This window comes from Longimicrobium sp. (genome assembly GCA_036389135.1).
Lineage (GTDB): Bacteria > Gemmatimonadota > Gemmatimonadetes > Longimicrobiales > Longimicrobiaceae > Longimicrobium.
In genome coordinates, this window is record DASVQP010000061.1 from 48,219 (window position 1) to 73,937 (window position 25,719).

At 68.6% G+C, this 25,719-nt stretch carries 24 protein-coding genes; 10 read left to right on the plus strand and 14 right to left on the minus strand.

Features of this window, described 5'->3' with window-relative positions; genetic code table 11:
- Positions 1 to 133 precede the first annotated feature (133 nt).
- On the minus strand, positions 134 to 433 hold the full coding sequence (locus VF584_14520) for a hypothetical protein (GenBank protein HEX8211383.1): 300 nt from the start codon (positions 431 to 433) through the stop codon (positions 134 to 136).
- A gap of 209 nt (positions 434 to 642) precedes the next feature.
- Positions 643 to 894 (minus strand): helix-turn-helix transcriptional regulator, encoded by a 252-nt coding sequence (locus VF584_14525; protein ID HEX8211384.1) that lies wholly within the window; start codon positions 892 to 894, stop codon positions 643 to 645.
- Positions 895 to 980: 86 nt separating this feature from the next.
- On the opposite strand from VF584_14525, the gene VF584_14530 reads away from it, so the two are divergent.
- Positions 981 to 1,217 carry a hypothetical protein gene (locus tag VF584_14530; GenBank protein HEX8211385.1) on the plus strand — a complete coding sequence of 79 codons (237 nt, stop codon included), beginning with the start codon at positions 981 to 983 and terminating at the stop codon, positions 1,215 to 1,217.
- 166 nt (positions 1,218 to 1,383) lie between these two features.
- On the opposite strand, the gene VF584_14535 is transcribed toward VF584_14530, so the two are convergent.
- The 5 genes from VF584_14535 to VF584_14555 all read right to left on the minus strand — a co-directional run bounded on the left by VF584_14535 (position 1,384) and on the right by VF584_14555 (position 8,620).
- Positions 1,384 to 3,867: a HEAT repeat domain-containing protein gene (locus VF584_14535; GenBank protein ID HEX8211386.1), complete on the minus strand. Its 2,484-nt coding sequence runs from the start codon at positions 3,865 to 3,867 to the stop codon at positions 1,384 to 1,386.
- 518 nt (positions 3,868 to 4,385) lie between these two features.
- Complete coding sequence (locus VF584_14540; protein ID HEX8211387.1) at positions 4,386 to 6,932, minus strand: vitamin B12-dependent ribonucleotide reductase; 2,547 nt, start codon at positions 6,930 to 6,932, stop codon at positions 4,386 to 4,388.
- Positions 6,933 to 7,511: 579 nt separating this feature from the next.
- Entirely contained in the window at positions 7,512 to 7,814 is a 303-nt protein-coding gene (locus VF584_14545; GenBank protein HEX8211388.1) for a hypothetical protein, read from the minus strand.
- Entirely contained in the window at positions 7,811 to 8,152 is a 342-nt protein-coding gene (locus tag VF584_14550; protein HEX8211389.1) for a hypothetical protein, read from the minus strand. Before VF584_14550 ends, VF584_14545 begins: the two co-directional genes overlap by 4 nt.
- A 144-nt stretch (positions 8,153 to 8,296) precedes the next feature.
- On the minus strand, positions 8,297 to 8,620 hold the full coding sequence (locus VF584_14555; GenBank protein ID HEX8211390.1) for an endonuclease domain-containing protein: 324 nt from the start codon (positions 8,618 to 8,620) through the stop codon (positions 8,297 to 8,299).
- 423 nt (positions 8,621 to 9,043) lie between these two features.
- Here VF584_14555 and VF584_14560 point away from each other — a divergent pair, with 423 nt between their 5' ends.
- Positions 9,044 to 9,526: an Hsp20/alpha crystallin family protein gene (locus tag VF584_14560; protein HEX8211391.1), complete on the plus strand. Its 483-nt coding sequence runs from the start codon at positions 9,044 to 9,046 to the stop codon at positions 9,524 to 9,526.
- A 108-nt stretch (positions 9,527 to 9,634) separates the two neighbouring features.
- Here VF584_14560 and VF584_14565 read toward each other — a convergent pair whose 3' ends face one another.
- From VF584_14565 to VF584_14585, 5 genes are all read right to left on the minus strand, one after another.
- Complete coding sequence (locus VF584_14565) at positions 9,635 to 10,495, minus strand: MerR family transcriptional regulator (GenBank protein ID HEX8211392.1); 861 nt, start codon at positions 10,493 to 10,495, stop codon at positions 9,635 to 9,637.
- 39 nt (positions 10,496 to 10,534) lie between these two features.
- On the minus strand, positions 10,535 to 11,455 hold the full coding sequence (locus tag VF584_14570; protein HEX8211393.1) for a phytoene/squalene synthase family protein: 921 nt from the start codon (positions 11,453 to 11,455) through the stop codon (positions 10,535 to 10,537).
- Positions 11,452 to 12,972: a phytoene desaturase gene (locus VF584_14575; GenBank protein ID HEX8211394.1), complete on the minus strand. Its 1,521-nt coding sequence runs from the start codon at positions 12,970 to 12,972 to the stop codon at positions 11,452 to 11,454. Before VF584_14575 ends, VF584_14570 begins: the two co-directional genes overlap by 4 nt.
- A 193-nt stretch (positions 12,973 to 13,165) precedes the next feature.
- Entirely contained in the window at positions 13,166 to 14,218 is a 1,053-nt protein-coding gene (locus VF584_14580) for a polyprenyl synthetase family protein (protein ID HEX8211395.1), read from the minus strand.
- Positions 14,219 to 14,243: 25 nt separating this feature from the next.
- The gene (locus VF584_14585; GenBank protein ID HEX8211396.1) at positions 14,244 to 15,494 is read right to left on the minus strand and encodes a lycopene cyclase family protein; all 1,251 of its coding nucleotides are present in this window, start codon (positions 15,492 to 15,494) and stop codon (positions 14,244 to 14,246) included.
- Between the two features lie 91 nt (positions 15,495 to 15,585).
- Here VF584_14585 and VF584_14590 point away from each other — a divergent pair, with 91 nt between their 5' ends.
- The 7 genes from VF584_14590 to VF584_14620 all read left to right on the plus strand — a co-directional run bounded on the left by VF584_14590 (position 15,586) and on the right by VF584_14620 (position 22,189).
- Complete coding sequence (locus VF584_14590; GenBank protein HEX8211397.1) at positions 15,586 to 16,692, plus strand: hypothetical protein; 1,107 nt, start codon at positions 15,586 to 15,588, stop codon at positions 16,690 to 16,692.
- Positions 16,689 to 17,822, plus strand: a complete 1,134-nt coding sequence (locus VF584_14595) for a glycosyltransferase family 2 protein (protein ID HEX8211398.1) — start codon at positions 16,689 to 16,691, stop codon at positions 17,820 to 17,822. Before VF584_14590 ends, VF584_14595 begins: the two co-directional genes overlap by 4 nt.
- A gap of 154 nt (positions 17,823 to 17,976) precedes the next feature.
- On the plus strand, positions 17,977 to 18,690 hold the full coding sequence (locus tag VF584_14600) for a lysophospholipid acyltransferase family protein (protein HEX8211399.1): 714 nt from the start codon (positions 17,977 to 17,979) through the stop codon (positions 18,688 to 18,690).
- A complete protein-coding gene (crtI, locus tag VF584_14605; protein HEX8211400.1) occupies positions 18,683 to 20,167 on the plus strand; it encodes a phytoene desaturase family protein in 1,485 nt (494 codons plus the stop codon). Before VF584_14600 ends, crtI begins: the two co-directional genes overlap by 8 nt.
- 10 nt (positions 20,168 to 20,177) lie before the next feature.
- Positions 20,178 to 20,927, plus strand: coding sequence for a hypothetical protein (locus VF584_14610; GenBank protein ID HEX8211401.1), 750 nt, complete (start codon positions 20,178 to 20,180; stop codon positions 20,925 to 20,927).
- Positions 20,928 to 20,947: 20 nt separating this feature from the next.
- The gene (locus VF584_14615) at positions 20,948 to 21,712 is read left to right on the plus strand and encodes a creatininase family protein (protein HEX8211402.1); all 765 of its coding nucleotides are present in this window, start codon (positions 20,948 to 20,950) and stop codon (positions 21,710 to 21,712) included.
- 201 nt (positions 21,713 to 21,913) lie between these two features.
- Positions 21,914 to 22,189, plus strand: coding sequence for a hypothetical protein (locus VF584_14620; GenBank protein HEX8211403.1), 276 nt, complete (start codon positions 21,914 to 21,916; stop codon positions 22,187 to 22,189).
- Positions 22,190 to 22,755: 566 nt separating this feature from the next.
- On the opposite strand, the gene ligD is transcribed toward VF584_14620, so the two are convergent.
- A complete protein-coding gene (ligD, locus tag VF584_14625; GenBank protein ID HEX8211404.1) occupies positions 22,756 to 23,727 on the minus strand; it encodes a non-homologous end-joining DNA ligase in 972 nt (323 codons plus the stop codon).
- 104 nt (positions 23,728 to 23,831) lie between these two features.
- On the opposite strand from ligD, the gene VF584_14630 reads away from it, so the two are divergent.
- Entirely contained in the window at positions 23,832 to 24,629 is a 798-nt protein-coding gene (locus tag VF584_14630; GenBank protein ID HEX8211405.1) for a Rad52/Rad22 family DNA repair protein, read from the plus strand.
- 175 nt (positions 24,630 to 24,804) lie between these two features.
- Here the strand turns inward: VF584_14630 and VF584_14635 are convergent, their stop codons facing one another.
- A complete protein-coding gene (locus VF584_14635) occupies positions 24,805 to 25,251 on the minus strand; it encodes an EVE domain-containing protein (protein HEX8211406.1) in 447 nt (148 codons plus the stop codon).
- Positions 25,252 to 25,719: the final 468 nt, after the last annotated feature.

Consider the following 25,719-nt stretch of genomic DNA (forward strand, 5'->3'; position numbering starts at 1 on the left):
CGGCGACTTCAGCCCGCGCTCGACCTGGCTGATGTAGGATCGGGTGCAGCTTGCAGCGCGCTGCTGTCCGGTCAGCGTTGGTGCTCAGATCTGGTGCTTGCTCCTCTTGCTTCCGCTCAGCCGATATCCAGAATCAAGACTCCGCAGCTAGCAGCCTACGAAGTTTTTGGTAATCCCCGTGCACCTCTTCTGGAAAGAAAAAGGTCAGAGTGGGGTTGTCGGCGAGGTTCCCGTTGGTCCAGATGTCGATGCAGGGAGTCCCGTCAACTAGCAGTTGCGAGCTCGCCCCGGTGCCGGCCTTGTCTTTGCCGGTACTCTCCCGGAAATGTGCATACCGAACGTGGTCCAAGTTGAGCACGTGCCCTTCGCCTACCTGCGCAATCTGACCTGTGCCCTTGTTTACCATTGTTGCCGCACTCATCGCCATGAACATTGTTGCGTCTCCTCTCGCGTTGTGGAACTAAGCATCCATACGGAAGTCGGCGGGTACTCCGAGGTCTTCGACGCATTCCTTCACCTCAACATTTTTGAAGTGCGTAGGTATCCCGGTTTTTAGATGTGCCCTCCACGCGTCGTGCGAGTGCGCATTCTAATTTCGTGCCGAACGGTGGGTGTATCCCGGCGCCCCACACACGCCTGCCGCTATCCTGCACCCTCTGCCTTCCGCAGCAGCTCCGCCCCGCTCGTCCCCAGCGCCTCCGCCAGCCCGCGGAACACGCGCAGCGTCGGCGACTTCAGCCCGCGCTCCAGCTGGCTGATGTAGGTCGGGTGCAGCTTGCAGCGCGTGGCCAGCGCCTCCTGCGACAGCCCGGCCCTCCGCCGCTCCTCCGCGATCACCCGCCCGAGTACGTGCTCGAAACTCTCCATGCGCTCCACGCTGAGAAGGGGAAGCATGGAGAGTCGCCTCTCTAGGACTATCGTACCAGAGACTAAAGTATTAGATTGAGTCCACGTTGATTCGCCTTCACCCTGGAGGAGCCATGCGTACGAGGAGCGAACGTGGCAAACTGTATGCGCCGGTGCGGATACTGGAGATGCTGGAATCCCGCTTCGGCGCCTTCGAGACGATCGCCTACGCCGCACTGGAGTCGGCGAAGAACGAACCTGACGAGACGCCGCCGATGGACGAGAAGACGGCCGATGCGATCCTTGAGTTCGCCGACGATCTGCGGCAGGCATACGAGGCGGCGGTGGAGTGGTCGAAGCGGCGCGAGTAGAGGGATGTGCGACGGCGGGAGAGCGGATGTCGAGCTTCGCGCCTTGTGGCTATCGGCGCCGCCCGGGATAGCTTTGATGGTGGCAAGCACCCGCAACGCCAAGGGCGCCCTCCGAAGATGCGCATGGCGGCAGGTGGCCGATTGGGCCCTTCAGACGCCAAGCAGCTCAATCTAGGGTTGACCACGCCCCCCTTTCTTCAGCCAAGAGCTTCAACATATATCCTTCCCGAAGCTCGGGAGGAGCATAAAGAGCTCGATCGAACCAACATACGACGTTGTAATAGTAAGTCTCGTGCGTCAAATACCGGTTTAAGATTTCGGCTAATTCGGACTCTGGGTATACGAAAACGAAGTACCCGATCGCCGGGCGCCTGATTGCTGAATCAGGGTGAAACAGCAAGGGGAACACAAGCTCGCTGACCTGTTCAAAATTTCTCTTTGTGAGCGCCGCGATTCCAGCCCGCACGAATTCTGGGGTGTTTGAACGCAGTAACTCTGGTGCGACCCCGTCGATACCTGGAGAGAGCGAGACAGCGGTTCTCAACGCTTGTGCGCGGACTCGGCCATATGCACCTTGAGCGATCTGGAGTAGCTGTTCGACATCCGCTACTCCGCCGATCTGGCCAATCCCAGCGATGGCCGCCTCTCTAAGCCCGCTTTCCCATGGTGAACTGTGGGCTAGCAACTCCTTAATGAGCGGCAGATCGTCCACGGTAGCGCCGTGTGACACAAGCGCTGACAATCCAGCCGCGCGCAACCTCGACAGAAACAGAGAATTGTACTTCGCAAATGACTCCTCCACCTGCGCCGCGACGGGACCGTACCGCGCGAGCAAGCGGCGTTGGGACTCGCGGTGAACCCGTTTGAAATCCGATTTCAGATCCTCTCGGATACGCATGACTCCTGCGGGCTTTTGCTTACGCGCCCAAACCATGTACGCAGTTGATCCATCGATTTCGAACCAGTCAATCTCTGCTTTGACTCGCCGGACTGGTTCACGCTCAAAAAGCGCTTCGACAACCTGATCAATATCGACATTGTCGTCGTCGAACGGGTTGCTTGGCAATGAGCCAGATGTATCGGATTCCCTTGTCAGGTGTCGCCGGATGACGGATGCCGTGATTGTAGCTCCGGCCCGAATAAGTGCCTGTAACGCGTGTTCTCTTACCTTCATTGATCGGTCACTGAGAAGCTCATTCGCGAGAGCAACGTCCAATTCTCCTCGACGAGAGAGCTCCTCTACAACGACACGGCGCACGGCGCGGTCTGGAGCGGACTTCGCAGCGTCAACTAGTACCTCCACGGGTACAGATTTGAGGTGGACGCTGAGCGCGGCGGTGTATTCTTTTCCGATCGCATCCAATGTGCGGGGAACATTCTGAAGGGCTGATCGAGGATCAACTCGAGCCCGGAGTCGGAACGCCTCCAACTTCGCTGTATACGCAACTACGTCGCTGCTCGAAGCAATTTCATCCAGCAGCGAAACCACCGTTGAATCCCCGAAAAGAGCCACGTATTTGGCGGCTGCACGCTGCACAGATTCGTCAGAATCGTGAAGAATACCATAAACGAACTGCTGTGCCTCCTCCGGTGGCGGATATATCCCACACAGTTCCATGACTTCGAGCACGCTCTGCCGGACCTCTGGCAACGCGTCTGACCTCGCAAGCTCGATCACGTATGGTGGTAGCGTGCCGGGTTCAAACTCATGAAACCAGAACCACCCCACTCGTACGTCATGTTTATCTCCTAGCAGACTTCGCCACACCAGCTGGTTTTCCGGATACACGAACTCGACACGCTCTCTCTCCGGGTAAAGAAGCTGGATCTCATGGCTGGACAGTAACTCTTGCGTTTCGCGCGAAGACAACCACGCTTTCGTGAGCAAGTGGAGCCGGGCCATCTCAAACTTCCCGATATCGCCGACTAGGCCAAGATATCGCTCCTCACTTTCAGCATGGATGGCGCGCGCTAGAACTGCCCCAGCGTTCCGAAGCTGTTCAGGCAGGACAGCCGAATCTGCCTCAATGTCGAAAGGAGTACGTGCAGACGCGAAAGTGTTTTCGCTATACAAATTGGACTCGGGCTCTCCTGCAGCCTCTTGCGCAGTTCTAGCTGACTTTATCCACTGGGCAATGTGAGTGAGCAGCCAAGCACGAAGCTGCCGCCTCCAATCTTGTTCATCGGAAAACTCCTTGAACAAAACGGCTCTGGCAGCAATCTGAGCCTGCTTGAATGCAACAACGCGTCGCAACTGGTCTCCTGGATCGGCAAGTAGCGCTTCATCGATTTTCTTAAAGGCTAGCCATATCTCGGGGTCGCCACTTTCCGCAGCACGTCGCTGAGCGCGCTCGAACTCCTCCTCGAACCCAGAGGTATAGTCATTCCCGGACGGGGTACCCCAACGCTTCCACAATATCCCAATAAATAGATCGCATGTGTCAACGTCCCGGTTAATCAAACCCTGGGGACGCCCCACACCTGGAAGCGTATCCTCCCAGCCTAGGAGGTCGATCTGGAAATCGAGCTCTCGGCCGAGGGTTCGATTCATTTCATCGACGGTTTCCCGGGCGATCTGCCGTTCTGGGGCGAGATCTCCGGGCGACGCAACGAACACCCGGATAACCGTACGATGTAGGTTCATCCCCATGAGCAACAAAGAAGGAACGTGTTCATATTAGGCTCAGCGTAGACGGGCGCCCGAACTCCAGCAGGATGCCGGCGTATCAGGTACTTGTGAGTGAGGGCCACCGGCTCGCGCCGGTGACCCCCGTCCACCCCTCCCAAACCCCACCCGCCCCACCATCCCCGCGGGTGGCGGAACCAGATGCGGCGCGACTCGTTTCCCCTATTCAGTCGCACCCTAGCGCTTAGTCCTTCGGCGGGTACTCGCCGTGCCCGGGACGTACGGTGTCCTTCGCCCGGATCTGCCCCCCCTCCGACTTCGTGATGAGCTCCCCGCCCCCGCTCCGAAGCAGCTGCGTACGCGCAACCTGCTGAGCCTCGCGCTGCGCCGGGTGAACCGATGCGGCGCGGTCTGCATCGAGGCGCTTTTGAGACCAGAAGCCGTCGGGGCGCCTGCAAACGATCCGGGGTCTGCCGTTCATCGATAGCTCCGTCGAAGGGGGTCGAAGACAGCTCAGGGCATCCCGCGCGAATCGTGGGGCCTCACCCGCACTCGCTGTAGCCGCAGGCGTGGCACTTCATGCAGCCTTCGGCGAACTCGAGCTGGCTGTTGCACTCCGGGCAGGTGCCCATGAAGGACTCGCCCGGATCGTAGGTCCCGAGGTTAAGCGTGGGCTGCGCGACGGCGGCCAGCTCCGGCGAGGTGACGTCGACGTTGGTCAACGGCAGGACGGCCTCGGGGATCAGCTCCTGCTGGATGCCGGCCTTCTCCTGCTCGCGGAGGCCGATGGCCTGCGCGATGGCGTCCGGCAGGGAGAGCACCTTGTTCTGCCCGAAGCCGATCGCGCGATCGGACGAGATGCCGCGGAGCTGCTGGTACACGTCGTTCACCGGCACCCCGAAGCGCAGCGAGAGCGAGATCAGCCGGCCGATCGCCTCCACGTCCGCCATGGCGACGGAGCCCGCCTTGCCCAGCGTGGCGAAGACCTCGAAGGGGTGGTTCTCGGTGTCCTCGTTGATGGTCACGAAGACGTCGCCCAGCGGCGAGGTCATCTTGCGCGTGGTGCCGCGCAGCACGTCCGGGCGCTTGCGCTTCAGGCGGCGGGCCTGCGTGACCTGCGACTCGGCCGTGGCCAGGGCGGTGCGCAGGCGGGCGACCTCGCGCTCCAGCTTGGCCTCGCGCTCGGCGGCCTCGGCCAGCCTGGAGTGCGCGGCGGCTGCGTCGGCGTTCTCGGCCGCCTGCTGCGCCGGCGTCTTGGTGGCGCCGGTGGAGAGCACCTGGTTGTCGCGGCTGCCGTCGCGGTATACGGTGACGCCCTTGCAGTTGAGCTTGTACGCCAGCTCGTAGATCTCGCGGACCTGCTCCACCGTGGCGTCGTTGGGGAAGTTGGTCGTCTTGCTGATGGCCGAGTCGCAGTACTCCTGGAAGCCGGCCTGCTGGCGCACGTGCCACTCCGGGGTGATGTCGTGCGCCGTCACGAAGGCGCGCTGCACCTCCTCGGGGACCTCGGGGAAGTGGATGTGGCCGGTCTCCGCGATGCGGCGCATCAGGTCCTCGGAGTACCACCCGCCCGCCTTGGCCACGCGCACGAACTCCTCGTTCACGTCCGGCATCAGCGAGCCGGCCTGGTTGCGCATGAACGCCACGGCGAAGAGGGGCTCGATGCCGCTGGAGCACCCCGCGAAGATGGAGATGGTGCCCGTGGGCGCCACCGTGGTCACGTTGCAGTTGCGCAGCCGGCGCATGGGGCGGATGCGGTCGCCGTTGGGCGCGCGGGCGCACGTCTCGTCCGGACCCCAGATCGACTTCTCCCACTCCGGGAAGGCGCCGCGGACCTCGGCGAGGCGCTCGCTCTCCTTCTTCGACTCCTCGTCCAGGAACTCCATGATGCGCCGCCCGATCTCCACCCCCTCGGCGCTGTTGTACGGTACGCCCAGGCGGATCAGGAGGTCCGCGTAGCCCATCACCCCCAGCCCGATGCGGCGGATGCGGTTCGCCAGGTCGGTGATCTCGGCGAGCGGGTACTGGTTGGCGTCGATGACGTTGTCCAGGAAGTGCGTCGAGTGGCGCACCACGCGGCGGAACTCCTTCCAGTCCACCTTTTCGTACCAGGGCGACTCGGCCGGCACGTCGTCGCGCACGAAGAGGCCGACGTTCACCGAGCCCAGGTTGCACACGTCGTACGGCAGTAGCGGCTGCTCGCCGCACGGGTTGGTCGCCTCGTAGGCGCCCAGGTGCGGTACGGGGTTGTAGAAGTTGGCCCGGTCCACGTAGAACACGCCCGGCTCGCCGGTGCGCCACGCGTTCTGCACCACCTTGTCCCACACCGCGCGCGCATCCTTTTGGCCCACCACCTCTTTGTTGCGCGGATTGATGATGTCGTACTGCTCGCCTCGCTCCACCGCGTTCATGAACGCGTCGGTAACGGCGACGGAGATGTTGAAGTTGGTGATCTTGGTGATGTCCTGCTTGCAGTCGATGAAGTCCAGGATGTCCGGATGGTCGACGCGCAGGATCCCCATGTTGGCGCCGCGGCGCGTGCCGCCCTGCTTCACCACTTCGGTGGAAGAGTCGTAGAGCGACATGAAGCTCACCGGCCCGCTCGCCACGCCCGTCGTGCTGCGCACCAGGTCGCCCGAGGGACGGATGCGGCTGAACGAGAAGCCGGTGCCGCCGCCCGACTGGTGCACCATCGCCATGGAGCGCAGGGTGTCGTAGACCCCGCTCTTGTCGTTGCTGAGCGCGTCGTCCACCGGCAGGACGAAGCAGGCCGAGAGCTGTCCCAGCGGCCGCCCGGCGTTCATGAGCGTGGGCGAGTTGGGCTCGAAGAGGCGCTTGGTCATCAGCGCGTAGAACTCGCGCGCGGCGGTCTCCACCTCCTCGTCCGTGGCGCCGTACTTACGATCCGCCGAGGCGATGGTGTAGGCGACGCGCCAGAACATATCCTCCGGCACTTCCACCGGCTGACCGGCCGCATCCTTTTTCAGGTAGCGCTTGGCGAGGACGATCCGCGCGTTGTCGGAGAGCTCTGCGCGGGGGAGGTCCACCTGCGGGGGGGCGGCGGCTTCGGTCGGCGTGGTGGGGGTCATTCGGCGATCCTCGGGTGCTGGAGTTGAGCGCAAACAGTGGAACGATGGGCGTTTACATTCGCCCGGCGAGCAGACCACACGATGTGCAGGCAAGCACAAGCTGTAGCGGGAAGCAAAGAGTACACGCCCAACAGGTTGTGGTCAAGGGTCGCGCAAGGGGCGCAAACGTTGTGCCTGTTGTACCCCGCGGAACAGTCCCGGTGCGGCCCGCGATGCCCAAATACCCCTCCTGCCGAGCGTTGCGAGAATGTGACTTTTTGCTGACCGACAGTCGCGGTACGTGGTGCGGCCCGGGAGGGGCCGGAAGCGCTCGAAAGAGGCCGTGGCGCGCGGGCCCCCTCCCCCGCTCGTGAACTCGCGGCCCCTCCCCCAATAACTACCTGGGGGAGGGGCGTGGAGGCCGGTTCCGCGAGCCACTCTCCCCGCTGGTTCCTCGCTGCCCCTCTCTCAAACTGCTGGGAGAGGGGCGTATGCACGGGCCTGTGCCGGGGGGGCGGGGATCGGGGCAGGGGTATAAAGGAGCGGAGGCACGGAGAGATGGTCTCCGTGCCTCCGTTTGTTCGCGTGAACGGCAGCTAGTCAGGGCATGTCGGTCGGCTTGCGGTCCTTGTCCTCGCCGGGGCGGCCGCCGTACATGCTCTCGTCGTCCTGGGTGCCGGTGGTGGTGCCGCCGTGGTCGGTGCCGTGCGCGTTGGCGGGGAGCACCGGGACGTCGACGGGAGAGGTGTTGGACTCCTGCGCGGCCGCGTCGGTCGCGTTGACGTCCACGTGCGGCGGGTGGAGCTGCGAGCTCGCGGCGTTCCCCACCTCCTTACGCGGGCCAGGCTGGCTGGCGCGCGAGGGCCCGGCCCCGTCTGCCCCGGCGTTCCCCGTCTCGCTCACGCCCCCACCCCTTCTTCGCGCGGGTCGGTGTTGCCGCGGGCCTCGCGCTCGCGGCCCTCGTCCTGCGCGTTCGAAGTGCCGCCCTCGTTCAGCGGGTTGCCGTCGATGTCCACCGGCGTGCCGGCGCGGGCGTGCACCGAGGGCGCGGGCTTGCCCATGTTCGCGGGCCCCGCCTCCATCTCCACCTGGTGCTCGGACTGGCCCATGCGCTGCTTGTCGAGTTCGATCGTGTCGTCCAGGTCCGAGTTCCCGTGCCCGTTTTGCGGGAGGTTCTTGTAGTCCGTGGCGCCGCCTTCGCGCGGATCGATTCGGTACTGGTCGGGTCGTTTGCCGCCCATGATGTCCCTCCGTGTGTCCGTGTTGCCTGCCGCGGGCACGTGCCCGCGCTGGGACGGGGCGGTACTTCACGATCTGTGCCCGACCAGCCCCCACCCCCCGGCCCCCTCCCCTGCACGCGGGGGAGCGTGGGGGGAGGGGGAGAACTAACGTTCTCCCGTAGCGCCTGCTTCGATCGCGGCGCGGATGCTGGAGAGGACCATGGGTAGGGCGTGCAGTACTTCTTCGTTTCGAAAGCGGAGCACGCGGATTCCGCGCGCCTCCAGGTGCTCCGTCCGCACCGCGTCCTGCTGCTGCTGATGGTCGTGGATCTCCCCGTCTACTTCGATCGCCAGCTTGTGTGCCGTGGAGTAGAAGTCGAGCACGAAACGGTCAATCGCGTGCTGGCGCCGAAAGCGTACTCCGCACAGCTTCCGCTCGCGCAGCACCTCCCACAGCACCGCCTCCGCCCTCGTTGGCGCGCAGCGCATGCGCCGCGTTGCTCCCTGTACGCTGCTCGACGCAGCCCTCATCCGCTTCCACATACCGAAATTCTCCGCGCGCGAGAAGTTCTCCCCCCCCCCCCCACGCTCCCCCGCGTGCGGGGGAGGGGGTCGGGGGGTGGGGGCCCTAGTCTCGCGCCACCGCCGTCCCCGCTCAACCCCCGCCCCCAAACCGGTCCGCCCGCTGTCCCCAACATCCCTCCAGCGCTCCCTCCCGCCTTTCGGAGCGCTCCCCGCCCACGTCCTCCATCCCTCTGCCAGCATTGCAGATGAGTCTGCCGGGAAGTGCCGGAGCCTTGCCATTTTGGTCGTTTCAAATGGGCCCGCGGGTTGCCTAACGCGAGGGCAACCGCGGAGGAGCCGCGGGAGACATCATGTTCAACCGGGAGAAGAACAGAAGAGGAGGCAATCATGGCACTCTACCCGACGCGCTACAGCGACCCCATCGACCAGCTCTTCGGCACCGTGTTTGGCGGCAACGGCAGCCGCAACGGGAACGGGGGCAACCTGATGCGCGCGCCCGACACCGACGTGATCGAGACGGAGCGCGAGATCCGCGTGGTGGCCGAGATGCCCGGGCTGACGAGGGAGAACATCGAGGTGGACGTGGAGAACAACGTCCTCACCATCCGCGGCGAGAAGCGCGAGGAGCGCACCGAGGGTGAGGCTGGCCGCTTCCACCTCGCCGAGCGCCGCTACGGGACCTTCACCCGCTCCTTCGTCCTGCCGCGCGACGTGGACGCGGAGCAGATCCAGGCCGACTTCCAAGACGGCGTCCTCACCGTCGCCATCCCCAAGAGCGAGCGGGTGCGCCGGCGCCGCATCCAGCTGGGCGGGATGCAGAACACCGGCGACCAGCGCGCCGAGCAGCCCGCCGAGGCGATGAACGCCTGACGGAACAACGAGGAGGGGCGGGCACCGCGAGGTGCCCGCCCCTTTTGGACAATCGAAAATCCTCCAGCTGTTCTTGCAGTCCCCTCTGTGTCTCTGTGTGAGGCTGTTTCACGCCGTCGCCAGCAGCTCTCGCAGCTCTGCGACGACGCGCACGCGATCGGGCGGAGGTTCGAAGCTGTCGGGAATGCCGCTGCCGCCGATCACGATCTCGGTGCCGTCCGGAAGCACGCGGCGCAGCTCGGCGGCGAGGACGGCGAACTCTTCGGCGCTCATGGGGCGCATCACGGAGGTGCACACCATGGTGGCGCGGCGCTCCCCGGCCACGCGGCCGATCTCCTCCAGCGGCACGGCGAGCCCCAGGTAGATCACGCGCCACCCCGCGTCCAGCAGGTGCAGCGCGGCGCCCATCAGCCCCAGCTCGTGGTACTCGCCGGGAAGGCCGGCGCACACGGCGAGCGGCCCGCCCGCGATGCCGCCCTCCAGCTCGCCGAAGATGGCGGCCAGCTTCTCGCGCGCGAAGGCGGTGGCGTAGTGCTCGTCCGCCACGCCGATCTCGCCGCACGCCCAGCGCTCGCCCACCAGGCGCAGCACGGGCATCAGCACCTCGTCCACCCGGCGCAGCGAGGGGATGGAGGAGAGGCGCTCCCACGCGGACTGTGCGCGGGGACGGTCCATGGAGAGGAGCGCGGCCGCGATCTCGTCTCGCACCGCGTCCAGCAGGGCGGCGTCGGCGTGCGGGGAGAGGGGGACGGAGGTCTGCCGCACCCGCTCCAGCGCCTCGCCGATGGAGAGGCCTTCGTCGATCAGGCGCTTGATTCGCGCCAGGATGGCGACGTCCTCGTCGGTGTACAGCCGGTACCCCGCGGGGGAGCGGCGGGGGGTGAGGAGCTGATAGCGCCGCTCCCAGGCGCGAAGCGTTGCCGGATTGATCCCGGTGAGGTGCGCCACCCGTTTGATCCGGTACGTCATCGGTGTTGGACCCTCCCGAGCCCGGCGGATACGTTCAGGTCATGCATTTGCTCCCGGCAGCCCCCGCAGGGCCTGGTGGAGAGCACGGTCGTGCGCCCAGCGTGGCGTAATCCCCAGGATCGCGGGCCGCAGCGACGCGGCCACGGCGGTCGCGCTCCAGGCCAGCTTCTCCGGCCAGGGCACCACCGCGCGCCCCGACGTCCCCGGCGGGCGCCCGCGAAGCTTTACGCCGATGGCGCGATAGGTGCGGCTCGCGACCAGAATCGCCGGACGGAAGCGCCAGGGGATGTCGCGCATCCCGCCGTCGGCGCTCCGGTAATAGCGGTCCGCGAGCGCCAGCACACTCCGGACCACAATCGCCATCCGCTCCGGATCCGCCGTCCCGCGCACCACCTCTTCCGGATCGATCCCCGCGGCGCGCAGGCGTGCGGCGGGTAGATACACGCGCCCGCGCTCCGCGTCCTCCGCGACGTCGCGGCAGATGTTGGTGAGTTGCATGGCGATCCCCAGGTCGATGGCGTGGGGGAGCGCCTCGCGGCAATGGACGCCAAGCACCCCGCACATCATGAGCCCGACGGTGGAGGCTACGCGGTAGCAGTAGCGCACCAGCTCCGCGTCATCCACCATCCGCACGACCCCCAGGTCGCTGCGCACCCCCGCGATCAACTCGGCGGCGGCTTCCATGGGCAGGCCCAGGCGCGCGGCGGCGGCGCGGAGCTCTGCTACGATCGGACGTGGGTGTTGGCGTCCTGCAACTTCATTAGACAAAGCCTGCAGCGCAAGCTCCGCGACCGAAGGATCGTCGGCTTCGTCCCCCATGTCGTCCACCATGCGACAGAACGCGTACACGGTGGCCGCGTCGTCGCGCACCGTACGCGGCAGCAGGCGGCTCGCCCACCAGAAGGTGCGCGCCTTTCGCCGGAAGACGTCGTGGCTCTCCGCCAGTAGCTGCGCGTTCACGCGAAGGCGGCGGCGCGCGCGGGCGCCGCGGGGAGGGGAAGGGGATCTGCCGGGGCGGGCATCACCCGCTCCAGCACTTTCGCCGTCGAAAGCACCCCCGGGACGCCCGCGCCGGGGTGCGTGCCCGCGCCCACGAGGTAGAGCCCGCCCACGTGCGGCGACTGGTTGTGGTAGCGGAAGTACGCCGACTGCGTCAGCCGCGGCTCGATGCCGAACCCCGCGCCGTGCGTGGAGCGCAGCGTGTCGCGGAAGTAGGTCGGGGTCAGGTGGAACGACGTCGCCAGCGAGTCGCGCAGCCCCGGCAGAAGGGTGCGCTCCAGGTGCGCCAGGATGCGCTCGAAGTACTCGGGCCCCGCCTCGTCCCAATCGATCCCGCTCTGCAGGTTGGGGACGGGGGAGAGAACGTAGAACGTCTCGCATCCCGGAGGCGCCAGCGAGGGATCGGTGCGCGTGGGGGCGTGCAGGTAGAGCGAGAAGTCCTTTGCGAGCACCTTGCGATCGAAGATGTCGTCGAGCAGTCCCTTGTAGCGCGGCCCCATCAGGATGGTGTGGTGCGCCAGCTCCGGGTACTGCTTCCGTGTGCCGAAGTAGCCCACGAAGAGCCCCATCGAGTACTGCCGCGTCTTCAGCGCCGCGCGCGTGCGCCAGTTGCGCTCCTCAGGCGCCAGCAGCGAGCCGTACACCTGCGTGGGATCGGCATTGGCGACGACCATCGAGGCCGCGATCCTGCGCCCGCCGGCGTGCACCGCCACCGCCCGCCCGCCGCGTGTCTCGATCCGCTCGGCCGGTGTCCCGAAGTGCATCTCCACTCCCATCTCGTCCAGCAGCTTCACCAGCCCGTGCACGATGGAGGTGGTGCCGCCCTTTGCGAACCAGACGCCCCACTTCCGCTCCAGCCAGTGGATCAGCAGGTATATGGAGGTGATGCGGAACGGGTTGCCGCCCACCAGGAGCGGCTCAAAGGTGAAGACCTGCCGCAGCCGCTCGTCCTGGATGTACTTCGCCACCTGCGCGTAGACCGAGCGGTGGTTGCCCAGGCGGAGCATGGCGGGAAGGGCGCGCAGCATGTCTGCCGCGCGCCCGAACGGCACGTCCGAAAGCTGCGTGTAGCCCACGTCAAAGATCTTTTCCGCGTGGGCCGCCAGCCTGCGGTAGCCGTCCACGTCCCGCGGCGACAGGGCGGCGATCTGGGCGATGAGGCGCTCTTCGTCGCCTACGTAGTCGAAGCGGGAGCCGTCCGGAAATTCCACGCGATAGAACGGGTCGACGGGGACCAGCTCGAAGTAGTCGCGCGAGTCGCGCCCCGCCAGCTGGAACAGCTCGTGGAGCAGGTAGGGCGCGGTGATGACGGTGGGGCCGGCGTCGAAGGTGAAGCCGTCGCGGCGGAAGACGGCCGCGCGCCCGCCGGGCTGGTCCATCGCCTCCAGCAGCACCACGCGGTGGCCACGCGCGCGCAGGCGGATGGCCGCCGCGAGTCCCCCGAATCCCGACCCGATGACGACAGCCGGATCGCTCATGCGGGCTTCCCTGAACAGCGGCGGGGAAAAACAGCAAATGCCTCACACAGAGAACACAGAAGGAACAGAAAGCCACAGAGAAAACTTTTTGGCTGTTCTCTCTGTGTCTCTGTGTCTCTGTGTGAGCCACGCGGTTGCGGTTCTCCGCGTCTCCGCGTCTCCGCGTGAGCCCTGTTTTCTTTGAAGCGGCGCATCATCCCGTCGCGTCCAGGTGGGCGATTGGCTCGAGGGCGACGCGCGCGAGCTCCCAGGCGAGGTCGCGGAGCGCGGGCGCTCGCTTGAGGCCGGGCGCGGAGACGACGGCGAGCGCCTCGTGGCGGATTCGGCCCAGCACCGCGCGCAGGGCGCCCGCCGTGCGGAAGCGCTCGGTGGCGCGGCGCACGTCGTCGTCCGGGGTAAGGTCGCGCGGCAGGGCGAGGAGGGTGCGGAGCCAGGAGGCGTCGCCGGGGTGCAGCGCCACGTGCTCCACCACTAGCGCGCTGACCTTTCCCTCGCGCAGGTCGCTGCCGGGGGCGCCGCGGCCCTTTTCTCCGTATAGATCCAGCACGTCGTCCTGGAGCTGGAAGAGCACGCCGAGGCCGCGGAACCCACCGGCGAGCGCGCGCGCCTCGTCCGGCGTGTGGCCGGCCAGGATCGCGGCGCCCTCGACCGGAAGCTGAAAGAGGGCGCCGGTCTTCCCCTCCACGGCGGCTCGGTACGAATCCCAGCCGATGTCGGCGGCGGTGGCGAGGGCGATCTCCGCCGTCTGGCCGCGCGCGGTGACGGTGGCGTGGCGCGCGACGGCGGTGGTCAGCGCCAGGCGTTGCTCGGCCGGGGCGGGGATGCGCTCCACCGCCAGGAAGGGGAGCATCAGGAGGAGGTCGCCCGCGTTCACCGCCTGCGCCGCGCCGAAGCGCTGCCAGGTGGTGGGGCGGCCCCGGCGCGTGGTGTCGCCGTCCTGCAGGTCGTCGTGGATCAGGGTGGCGTTGTGCAGGAGCTCGCACGCGGCGGCCCATCCCGCGCCCCGGCCGCGCTCGCCGCCCAGCACCTCCAGCGCCGCAAGCGCCAGCCGTGCGCGCAGGCGTTTCCCCCCTGTCGCCAGGTGCTCGCTCACCATGAGCGCCGCGAGGTCCGTGCGCGGATCGCCGGCCAGGTCGAGCATCATCTGCTCCACCTCCCTCAGCCCCTCCTCCGAGCTGAGCGCGCGGCTCAGCGGGAGCGGGCGGGGTCGGCGCGCGGGGCGCTCCAGTATGGCGCGGGCGCTCATGCGGCTCCTCTGGTTTTCCGGTGCATCATCCCGCCCTCACCGCCGTCTGCAGGAGCGACGCGGCCAGCTCTCGCCCGCCAGGACCCAGCGTTCCGAGCGCCAGGCGGCGGCGCGTGCCGCCGGTGGCGTGCGTGAACAGGCGCGCCATCACCCCGCTCACCTCGCGCGCCGTCAGCGTGTCGCCCAGGTAGCCGCGCCAGTCCGCGGCGGGGAGGGCGAAGAAGGTGTCAAAGAACTCGCGCGCCGCGGTGCCGTTCATCCTCACGAGCTGCTCCATTCCGAAGCGGAAAAGGGCGAAGCGCCGCCGCCGGTCCGCGGGCCAGATCGCGTCCCACGCCGCCGCCGTCGCGGATTCCGGGGTGGAGCCAGGCACGTCCAGCGCGGCTGCGACCGCGTCCGCCAGCACAGGCGCGGCGGCAAGAGAGCGCGCGAGCGAGTAGCCGGTCGCGGGGTGCACGAAGCCGCCCGCCGCGCCGAAGCCCACCACCCGCGCGTGCCGGCTCGGTGGGGCGCCGCCCATCGGGATCCACACCTCCTCGCGATCCACCACGCGCCGCACGCGCACGCCCAGCCCTTCCAGCCGCCGCCAGAGGCGCGCTTCCAGCAGCGCCAGCGGGAGCGCGGGGCGGGCCGCCAGCGCCGTCTCCTCCACGAAGATGCGTCCGTCGCCGAGCGGGAAGGCGTACAGGAAGGTGGGGAAGCCGCCCTGCTCCTCGCCGGGCAGATGGCCGTCGCGCCAGTCCATCAGCACCGCTTCGTCCGATGCAAAGGGGTGCACGTCGGCCTCGACCGTGAACCCCACGGCCGTCTGGTACGCCGGCGCGGGGCGCTCCTGGCGCGGAAGGAGCGCGGGCCGGTGGCCGGTGGCATCCACGACGATCCGCGCCTCCACCGTCCCTCCCTCGCGGAGCCGGACCGCCGTCGCCGAGCTCCGCGCGCCGATCCCCGCCGCCGAGCCGTCGATCGTCCGCACGCCCGCGCGCTCGCAGCGCCCGGCCAGCCAGGCGGCCATGCGCGCGTTGTCCACCCGCGCGTAGCTGCGCTCCAGCCGGTGCGGGCGCCCGGCGTGCACCACCGCGCGCGCCCAGACGTGGTCGAAGAGCGACGGGATTCCGGCGTCCTCCATCTCGTCCGCCCAGACGCCGTACTTCGCGGGCCAGTGCACCTCGCCCGCGGGACCCAGCAGCCCCGTGGATACTCCACGCTCCGCCAGGGCGGCCGCGCATGCCAGCGCGGCCGGGCCCTTTCCAACGACGAGCGCATCCAGCATCGTCATGTCTGGCGGGGTAGAAGGTTGCACAAAGCTTATACGTGCTGTACAACGTATCAGGACGAGCGTCACACGCCAAGAGGAGCGGAGCGAGCCGTTGATCGACATCGGGAGTACGAACGCCGTGGTATCACCGGATCTACTGAGCGCGCCCGGAGGGTTCGCCTGGTGGTACGCGGACCTCGTGGCGCCCGGCGGCGACGGCGCCGTGCTGATCTGGTCGTACGGCCTCCCCTTCCTCCCCGGCTACGGGGACGCGGCCCGGCGCGGCGTTCCGCAGCTTCCGTTTCAGCGCCCGTCGCTGAACCTCGTTGTGTATCGCCGGGGCGCGCCCGTCTTCTACCTCCTCCAGGAGTACCGGGCGGAGGCACCGCCTGCGCGCGCACTTACGGACCAGCAGCGCATCGGCCGCAGCACCTTTTGGCGCAGTGCGGACGGTGGCCGTTGCACACTGGGTGCCGCGCTCGACTGCGACCTTCCTGGGACGGGTGCGCGCGTGACCGGCACGCTTCACGTCGAAGGCACGGCCCGCCTCCCGGGTTCGGCGCCCGATTCGGCCGCGCCGCACCTGTGGACGCCGCTGACCGGCCCCGCCACCGGCACCCTGCGCCTGGAGCTGGACGGCCGCCCCTTTGCGCAGGTCGAAGGGCGCGCGTACCACGACCGCAACGTCGGCCGCGTTCCGCTCCATGACCTGGGAATCGACCGCTGGATGTGGGGGCGCGTCCCCCTCGCGGACCGTGAGCTGGTCTACTATCTCACCTGGCCGAAGGGCGGCGGCCGCCCGATCCACTTCGGCGTCGAGATCGGCGCGGATGGATGGATGACGCGCACCGACCTGGGGGTGGAGCTGGGGCGCGAGCGGCGCGCCTTTGGGGGCCTGTCGCGACCCGAGCGCCTCGTCCTGCGCGCCGCGGATCGTCCCTGGATGGAAGTGGTGCACACACGCGTGGTCGACGCTGGCCCCTTCTACCTGCGCATGCTCTCCGAAGCGCGCACTGCATCCGGCGAGACGGCGACGGGGTGGAGCGAGCTGTGCCGCCCGGACCGGGTGGACCTGGCGCCGCACCGCCCCTTCGTCCGCATGCGCGTGCACCGGGTGGATGGGCCGAACTCCATCTGGCTCCCCCTCTTCACCGGTCCGCGCTCCGGGCGCGTGGCTCGACTCCTTCGCTCCATGCTGGCCGGCCGGAGGGCGGTGTGATTCTCGCCTGGCTCCTTCTGGCCGCGGCGCCGCTGTTCGTGCTCGCGCTCGTACTCTTCAACCTCGCCGTCTGGCCGCGTGGACGTGCGGATGGACGCATCGCCGGCCGCGTCTCCGTCCTCATCCCCGCGCGCGACGAGGCGGAGACGATCGAGCGCTGCGCCCGCGCCGTCCTCGCCTGCACGCAACCCCCCGACGAGATCATCGTGTACGACGACGATTCCTCCGACGGCACGGCCGGCATCGTCGCGCGCCTGGCGGCGGAGGATGCGCGCGTGCGGCTGGTGCGCGGCATTCCGCTGCCGCCCGGATGGGTGGGGAAGCCGCACGCCTGCCACCGCCTGGCGGAAGCCGCGTCGGGCGAGGTGCTCGTCTTCCTCGACGCCGACACCGAGCCTTCGCCCGAGTGCCTGGCGCGGATCGGCTCCATCTTCGGCGACTTCCGCGCCGACGTGGTGACCGCCGCCACGCGCCAGGTGACGGGATCGTGGGCGGAGCGCTGGATCATCCCGCTCCTCCACCTCACCTACGTCGCGTGGCTCCCGCTCCCGCTCATCTGGCGCTCGCGCGATCCGCGCTTCCTGGTGGCGAACGGCCAGCTTCTCGCCATCCGCCGCGCCGCCCTCGATGCCGCCGGCGGCTGGCGCTCCGTGCGCGCCGAAGTGGTCGACGACATGGCGCTCTGCCGGCGCGTCAAGGCGACGGGCGGCCGCGTCGTCTTCGGGGACGGCCACCTCATGGCACGATGCCGAATGTATCGCGGCGCGGGGGAGGTTTGGCGCGGATTCTCCAAGAACCTGGCGGAGGGGGTGGGCGGCACGGCGGCCGGCGTGCTGGGCGTGATCGCGTTGTACGGGATGGTGTTCGTGGCGCCGTACGTCGGATTGGCGGCGGCGCTGCTGGGGGGGCGCTCGCTCCTGGCACCGTCGCTCGCCGGCATCGCGGGGAACGCGCTGATTCGCCTCACCCTCGCGTTACGTCTACGGCAGCCGATCGAAGGCATAGTGCTGCATCCGCTGGCGGTGCTGGGGGCGATGGGGATCGCGGTGAACTCCTTCCGCTGGCGCCGCCGCGGCGACATCCGTTGGCGCGGGCGGCGGTACGCGTCCCGCGAGGCGAGGCTGGGGTGATGCGACCACGCGCGGCACGGAGCCGGGGAGAGCACGGGCAGCCACGCGGGGCTGCCCCTACGAGGCATCGGCGCAACATGCGGCGTTCTCCCCCTCCTCCGCCCTGCGCCCCCGCAGGCGGGGGAGGGGGCCGGGGGGAGGGGGCCCTCCGCGCATGAGCCGCTCCCCCTGGTTCCTCGCCCTCACGCGCCCGTACGTGCGGCGGCGCCTCGCGCGCGGCCTCGACGGGTTCTACGTGGATGGTCTCGATCAAGCACGTGACGCCGCGCGCCAGGGCCCCGTCATCCTGGCCGCGAACCACGTGGGATGGTGGGACTCGTTCCTGGTCGTGGCGCTCGATGAGGAGCTCGGTACCGAAGGGTACGCGCTGATGGACGCGGAAAGCGTACGCCGCCTCCCCTTCTTTGCACGGTTGGGAGCGCTCCCTCTGGACCGCGGGGGTGCGGCCACGTCGCGCGCGGGGCTCAGGGATGCGGCGGCGAAGCTGAATCGGCCGGGGCGCGCGCTCTGGATCTTCCCGCAGGGCCACCATCGGCCGGCGCACCTCCGCCCGCTCGGCTTCCAGGGAGGCGTCGCGCTCCTCGCGCGGATGGTGCCGGAGGCATCCATCATCCCCATCGCCATCCAGTACGCCTGGGGCGAAAGGCCCGCCCCCGCCGCATGGGCCCACCTCGGCGCGCCTATCCCGGCCGCTGGAGCGGACGTGGCGCACGTGGAGCGCGCCGTCGAGGACGGCCTGGCGCGCATCGATGCGGCGCTCGCCGGAAACGCGCGCCCCTTTCCCGCGCTGGTGGCGCCGCGGGTGAAGTCGCCGGAGCAGGGGATCGGAGCGCGATTGCTGGGCGGGCGCGGGGGTGGCGATGGCTGACGTCGTGGTGATCGGCGCCGGCGTCGGCGGCCTGGCGGCGGCGACGCGGCTGGCGGCGCGCGGGCTCTCGGTCGACGTGCTGGAGGCCGGCCCGGGCGTCGGCGGGAAGCTGAACGTGCGCGTGGTGGAGGGCGTCGAGGTGGACACGGGGCCCAGCGTCCTCACCCTGCCGCGCGCGCTGGACGCCGTATTTCGGGTTGCCGGAAGCTCGCTCCGGGAGGAGATCTCGCTGCGCGAGCCCGATCCCGCCTTCCGCTACCTGTACCCGGACGGCGTGGAGCTGGACGTGTTCGTGCGGCCGGAGGAGACGGTCGAGTCGGTGCGCTCCACGCTCGGCACGCAGGCGGCGGACGACTTCGCGGAATTCCTGCGCTACGCCGCGCGCATCTGGGACGCGGCGGCGCCGCACTTCGTCTACGGGCCTGCGCCCACGCCCGCGACGCTGGCCCGTGGCGGGCTGGCGTCGCTCGCGCTGCTTCCGCGCATCGATCCGCTGCGCAGGATGTGGGGCGCGATCCGCGCGCGCGTCCGCTCGCCGCACCTGCGCTGGCTGCTGGCGCGCTACGCGACGTACAACGGCTCGGACCCGCGCCGCGCGCCGGCCACCCTCAACTGCATCGCCCACGTGGAGCTGGCGATGGGCGGCTACGGCGTGGAGGGCGGGATGTACGAGGTCGCGCGCGCCCTGGCCCGCGCGGCCGAGCGCACCGGAGCCCGCATCCACACGGGCGCGCGCGTGGAGCACATACGCATGAGCGGCGGGCGCGTGCAGGGGGTGGATACGGCGGACGGGCGGCACTGGCCCGCCGGCGCCATCGTCGGGAATGCGGACGCCGCCCACGTGCTGGACGACCTTCTCCCCCGCGGTACCATCCGGCGCGCTCCGGCGGAGCCATCGATGTCCGGCTGGGTCGGCATCGTGCGTGCCCGCCGGCGCTTGGGAGCGGAGGCGCGGGTCGCGCACACCGTGCTCTTCCCAGGCACCTACATGGACGAGTTCGCGGACGTCTTCGACCGCGGCATCCCTCCCGCCGAGCCGACGGTCTACCTGTGCGCGCAGGAGGCGTGTCACGGCCGCACCGGATGGGCCGATGACGAACCGCTCTTCGTCATGGCCAACGCCCCCGCCGAGCCCGCCGCCGGCCCCCGCGCCGCCGAAGCGTGGCTCCGCCTGCGCGAAACGGTGATGCAGCGGCTGCGCCCCGCCGGCCTCGTGGCAGAGCACGACGTTCTGGCGTGGGAGCGCACACCGACCGACCTCGCGACGGAGTTCCCGGGGAGCCGGGGAAGCATCTACGGCGCGGCATCCAACTCGCCGCTGGCCGCCTTTCGCAGGCCGCCCAACCGGGTCGCGGGGGTGCGCGGGCTCTACCTTGCATCCGGGAGCGCGCACCCGGGCGGCGGGGTGCCGCTGTGCGTCCTATCGGGCGAAGCGGCCGCGCGCGCGCTCCTCGCCGACCGCGGGATGGAACCGTAGCACCTGGAAGATGATGGAACCACTGCGAAAACTCCGCGCGCTCGGCGTGCTGGCCGCGCTCCCCCTCTGTGCCTCCGCCCGCGGCGCGGACGTGTGGGAGGGACGCTACGCCATGGAGCTGCGCGTGGGGAGCATCGCGCGCGTGCCGGTGATCGGCGCCCAGAGGAGCGTCACCCGCTCCCTTCTGCTGGTCGAGGTGGAGCGCCGCGCGGGCCGTCTGGTGCAGCGCCAGCGCGTCTGCGACGTCGACATCAACAGCCCGCGCCTGAGGATGACGGTACCGACGGCCTTCGTGCGCGCCCTCGCCCCACGCGAGTATCCGGCCGACGTACGCGGCGACGCGCCGGACCGCAGCTACACGGCGGACTCCGGAGTGGACCACGTGGGCTACGACCCGCGTCTCACCGGCGGCGCGCTCCCGCGGGATGCGCGCTCCCCCGGCGTGGTGGACAGCGACGGCGACGGCGCGCCCGGCGCCACGGTCATCGCCCACTTTCCGGTAGTCGGCCGCGTGCGCTTCTTCGTCGCCCAGCGCGCGCACGTGGTCTTGCACGGCCGCCGCACGTCGGACGACCGCGTGGAGGGGGACGTGGAAGTGCGCCTGCTGGAGCAGCGCACGCTGGGCGCATCGAACCGGATGTTCGCCCGCACCCTCCCGTTGCGCCCCGATCCGGGCACCAGCGGCTTCACCATGGTGCGGACCGACGCCGCCGGCTGCGACGCGCTGATCAAGGATGCGCGCACGATCTTCGCGCGCTGAACCCCCGCATACAACGACGCATGCCCGGCCGCCCCTACGTCCTCGCCGAAGCCACCTGGAAGACGGTGGAGCACACGCCGTACACGGTGGCGGTGCTCCCCTGGGGCGCCACCGAGCCCCACAACTATCACCTCCCGTACGCCACCGACATCATCCAGTGCGACCACGTCGCCGCCGAGGCCGCGCGCCGCGCCTGGGAGCGGGGGACGCGCGCGGTGGTGCTCCCCACCGTGCCCTTTGGCGTGCAGACGGGGCAGCTCGACCTCAAGCTCGCGCTCAACCTGAACCCCAGCACCCAGGCCGCCGTCCTGGCCGACCTGGTGAATGCGCTGGCCGGGCAGGGAATCCACCGTCTGGTGCTGCTGAACGGCCACGGCGGCAACGACTTCCGGCAGATGATCCGCGAGCTGCAGCCGCGCAGCCGCGTCTTCATCTGCACCGTCAACTGGTGGAACTGCGTGGACCCGAAGCCCTTCTTCGCCGACCCCGGCGACCACGCGGGCGAGCTGGAGACGAGCGTGATGATGCACGTCGCGCCCAACCTCGTCCTCCCGCTGGACGAGGCGGGGAGCGGCGCAGCGCGGCAGTTTCGCGTCGCGGGCCTGCGCGAGGGTTGGGCGTGGGCCCCGCGCCACTGGCGCCAGGTAACGGACGACACCGGCACCGGCAACCCCTCCGCCTCCACCCCCGAAAAGGGCGCCGCCTTCTTCGACGCCGTCGCCGAGCGCATCTCCACCCTCCTCGCCGACCTCGCCGCCGCGGACCTCGACGCGCTCTACGAATAGCCGCACCCGTGCAAACCTCGGCGCGCCCGCCTCCACGATCGGGGAGCGGGCGCGTTTCTGCGCGCGCCGAACCGGCCATCCGCGTGCACCGTGCACACGCCTGCTGTCACCCGCCGAGCGCCCCGAAATGTCGCTTGAGTGGCACGGCGGAAACGGTTACCATTGCTGAGCTTAACGAACGCTCCCAGGCTCCAGGACGACATGAACACCCCATTCACGAACCAGCCTCCACCCGAACCGTCAGACGGCAAGCCGGATCAACCGGAGTACGCACAGGACTTGATCGAGCTGCGCGACCGCATGGCTGCGGACGGTGTCCACATTCAGATTCCTCGGATCGGCGCCAAGGTGAAGCTACCCGAACCGATCGAGGTCGAGGGTGAGACGGCGAGCCAGATCCTTATTCGCTGGCGCCACGCTCCCCATGAGACACTACTTCCTCGACTCGTCTGCGTTTCTAAAGCTGTTCGTCGTTGAGGAGGGTGCCGAGCGTGTTCGGGAGATTGTACGAGGTACAGAGGCCAACGCGGAAAGCATACGTGTAGCTGTATGCGATCTCGTCCACCCCGAGTCCGTCTCGGCACTGCGTCAGATGCTCGAGAGAGGAGTTGGCGGGCGGCGTGGCATCAGCCCCGCGACTCTAAAACGCACGCTTCCCGAGCTGCGAACGTATTTCGAGAAAGGCTCCAGCTTTACAGTCATTCGGACAAGTGAGGTCATCACTTCGGCTGCGGATCTCGCTGCGCGCCTTCAAATCAGAGGCGCCGACTCTGTACACGTCGCGGCTGCTCAGAGGCTTTATCGCGGGGTAGCGGAGGGGGAGGAATTCTGGTTTGTCTCGGCTGATCTGCGGCAGTCTGCCGCAGCGCGCCACGAGGGAATGCCGGTTCTCGATCCGACTACATAGAGTCAGCCGCACGTTGGGAAGCCGGCGCCATGCTTGGTCCAGCCAACTGAGCAGGTGCGAGATCTCTGCGTTTTCTCTGCGCCTACGCGTTTAGACAATCGCGATCCCTGCGCCGCACCCGCAGCCGCGGTCTACCTCAGGCGGGCGGCTGCACCTTGCGCAACGCGGCGCGGGTGATGGTCTGGCGGGCGGCTTCGGCGTAGCCCTGCCAGGGGTCTTCGCGCAGTGCGGCAATGCGCTCGGGAACGGTGCGGACGGTAAAGTCCATCGGCTCGGCGCCGGAGCGGAGCTCATCCCAGGTGAGCGGGGTGGAGACGGGAGCGCCGGGGCGGGAGCGGGTGGAGAACGGGGTGATGATGGAGGCGCCCCACGCGTTGCGCAGGTAGTCCACGAAGATGCGCCCCTTCCGGTCCGCCTTGGATGCGTGCTCCAGGTAGTGCTGCGGGGCGCGCCGGGCCGCTTCCGTTGCCAGGGCGCGGCTGAACTCGCGCACCTGTTCCCAGCTGTGGCGGCGCGCGAGCGGGACCACGACGTGCACCCCCTTGCCGCCGGTCGTCTTCACGAAGGAGCGCAGCCCCAGCTCCTCCAGCCGGTCGCGAAAGGAGAACGCGGCGCCCACCACGCCAGACCACGGCACCCCCGGCCCCGGATCCAGGTCCAGGACCATGCGGTCCGGGCGGTCCAGCCGGTCGCGCCGCGCGTTCCAGGTGTGCAGCTCCAGCACGCGCATCTGCACCATCGACAGAATCGCCTTCAGCGACTCCGTCGCGAGGTGCATGGAGACGCCGCCGTCCGGCTTCTCCACCTCCACCTGGCGCAGCTCGGGGGAGACGTGGCCGGAGGCGTGGCGCTGGTAGAAGCAGGCGCCCCCCTCGCCGTCGGGGCAGCGGACCAGCGTCAGCGGCCGTCCGCGCAGGAAGGGGAGAATGCTGCCGGCCACCGCCACGTAGTACTCGGCCAGCTCGCGCTTGGTGATCCCCTGCTCCGCGTACATCACGTCGTCCGGGCTCGAGATCCGCACGCCGGAGATCCGCACCTCGTCCACTTTCGCCATCTCGTCCCTCGCTTCGGTGGTGGAGCCGCTCCCCTGCCGCCACCTGCTCTGCATCCGGGGTGCCGGGGCATCAAAACTCTTGACGCGAGGGGAACAAAACCGAAGATTAACCGTATAAGGTTCTGCACCGCGGGACCCAATCACGGAGGGATGAAACGATGGCGGAGATCAACTTCAGGTCGCTCCAGGACCGCTTCCCGGCGGAAGAGATCGAGTGGCGCCTGCAGCAGGCGGGCGAGAAGAACGGCCGCGTTTGGGCCATCTGCGTTCCGTACGTCACCAACCGCGCCATCCAGAGCCGCCTGGACGAGGTGGTGGGGCCCGGCAATTGGAAGAACGAGTTCCGCCCCGGGCCTGACGGGGGCGTGATGTGCGGGCTTTCGGTGCGGGTGGGCGAGGAGTGGGTGACCAAGTGGGACGGCGCCGAGAACACCGACATCGAAGGGGTGAAGGGTGGCCTCTCCGGCGCCATGAAGCGCTCGGCAGTGCAGTGGGGGATCGGGCGCTATCTGTACGGGCTGGACGAGACCTTTGCGCAGGTGAGCGACACCGGGAGCCTGCGCGGGAAAACCAAGGACGGGAAGCCGTTTCGCTGGGACCCGCCGAAGCTCCCCAAATGGGCGCTCCCGGAGCCGCAGCCGAAGCGCCCCGCCGCGGAAGCGCCCACGGAACCCGCTGCCGCCGCGGTGGTGGCCGCCATTGAGCCGGAACCCGCGGGCGACGGTACGCGCCACGACGCGATGCTCCAGTACGTGCGCCGCGTAGGTCCCCAGGTGCCCGACGACGCGGAGATCCGCATCAACCGCCGCGTACGGAACCTCAAGGAGTTCGTCCGGGAGAACTGGGCGGCGATCAAGGAAGAGCCGCGGATCGCGAAGGCCGTCGTCGACGCCATCCAGAGCGCCACCGGCACGACGTACGACGCGGAGCCGGAGGCGCTGGCGAACGCGGCGTGAACGGAAGTGCATGAGTGCGTCAGTGCGGAAGTCCCAATTGTGAGCGGAACGGCACTTTCGGCACCCCTAAAGTCACTCCGCTAGCAGGTATGCTGCAGCAGCCGGCTTCCCGTAGTTCCAGCCGGGGGATTCATCCCCGGGCGAGGCCGCCGCGCCGATGCCTGCCCTTCCGCACTCACGCACTCCCCCGCCCGAGCCTCACGACGATCTCGAACTCCTCCTCCGTGACCGGCTGGACGGAGAGGCGGCTGCGGTTGATGACGAGCATCTTTTCGAGACCCGGCGTCTGGCGGAGCGTGTCCAGGGAAACGAGGGCGGGGAAGTGCTCCTCGAACGCCACGTCCACCATGAACCAGCGGGGATCCTCGTCGCTGGCGCGGGGGTCGAAGTAGTCGCTCTTCGGGGCGCGGGCGGCGGGATCGGGGTAGGCGGGGCGGGCGATGCGCGCGAGCCCCGCCACGCCGGCCGGGCTCGCGTTGCTGTGGTAGAACAGTACGCGGTCGCCCACCCGCATGTCGTCGCGGATGAAGTTGCGCGCCTGGAAGTTCCTCACACCCTCCCAGGATGTCTGCCCGTCGCGCTCCAGGTGGTCGATCGAATAGACCGACGGCTCGCTCTTCATCAACCAGCACCGTGCCATGGCTTCACCGCTTCCGCGCGTTAGGGGGTCGGCTCCGGCTGGAATGATGGCGCTCCCGGTCCATGCGATCAAGCAGTGCTCCAGTAGGCGCAAGAGGGGCGTTCTTTTAAGGTACTGTCCGAAAAAGGCGGATACAGTTAGGTTGTGGAGGACGGCGATCCAGAGTGGAACGTCCCTTCAACCTCAGCGCGAGAGTTGGCTTTGTGAGCTACTTCAGCGTATCCGCGCCCCAGAATCCTGGCAGCCTGGCTATGTGCAGCGGCTACCTCGGCTCGGGTAATTAAGCGGAGGCGCGGGGTTTCTCGCCCCGCTGTCTCCGCGCGAGAGCCGGTCGGTTCCACCATCGTCGCGTTCGGTGCGGTGCCGACACATCACGGAGGACGTGCGGGATCTACCAGCCCGTTCCGGCCAGCGCTGAGTGTCCAACACGTGCCAACTGGCGCCAATGGT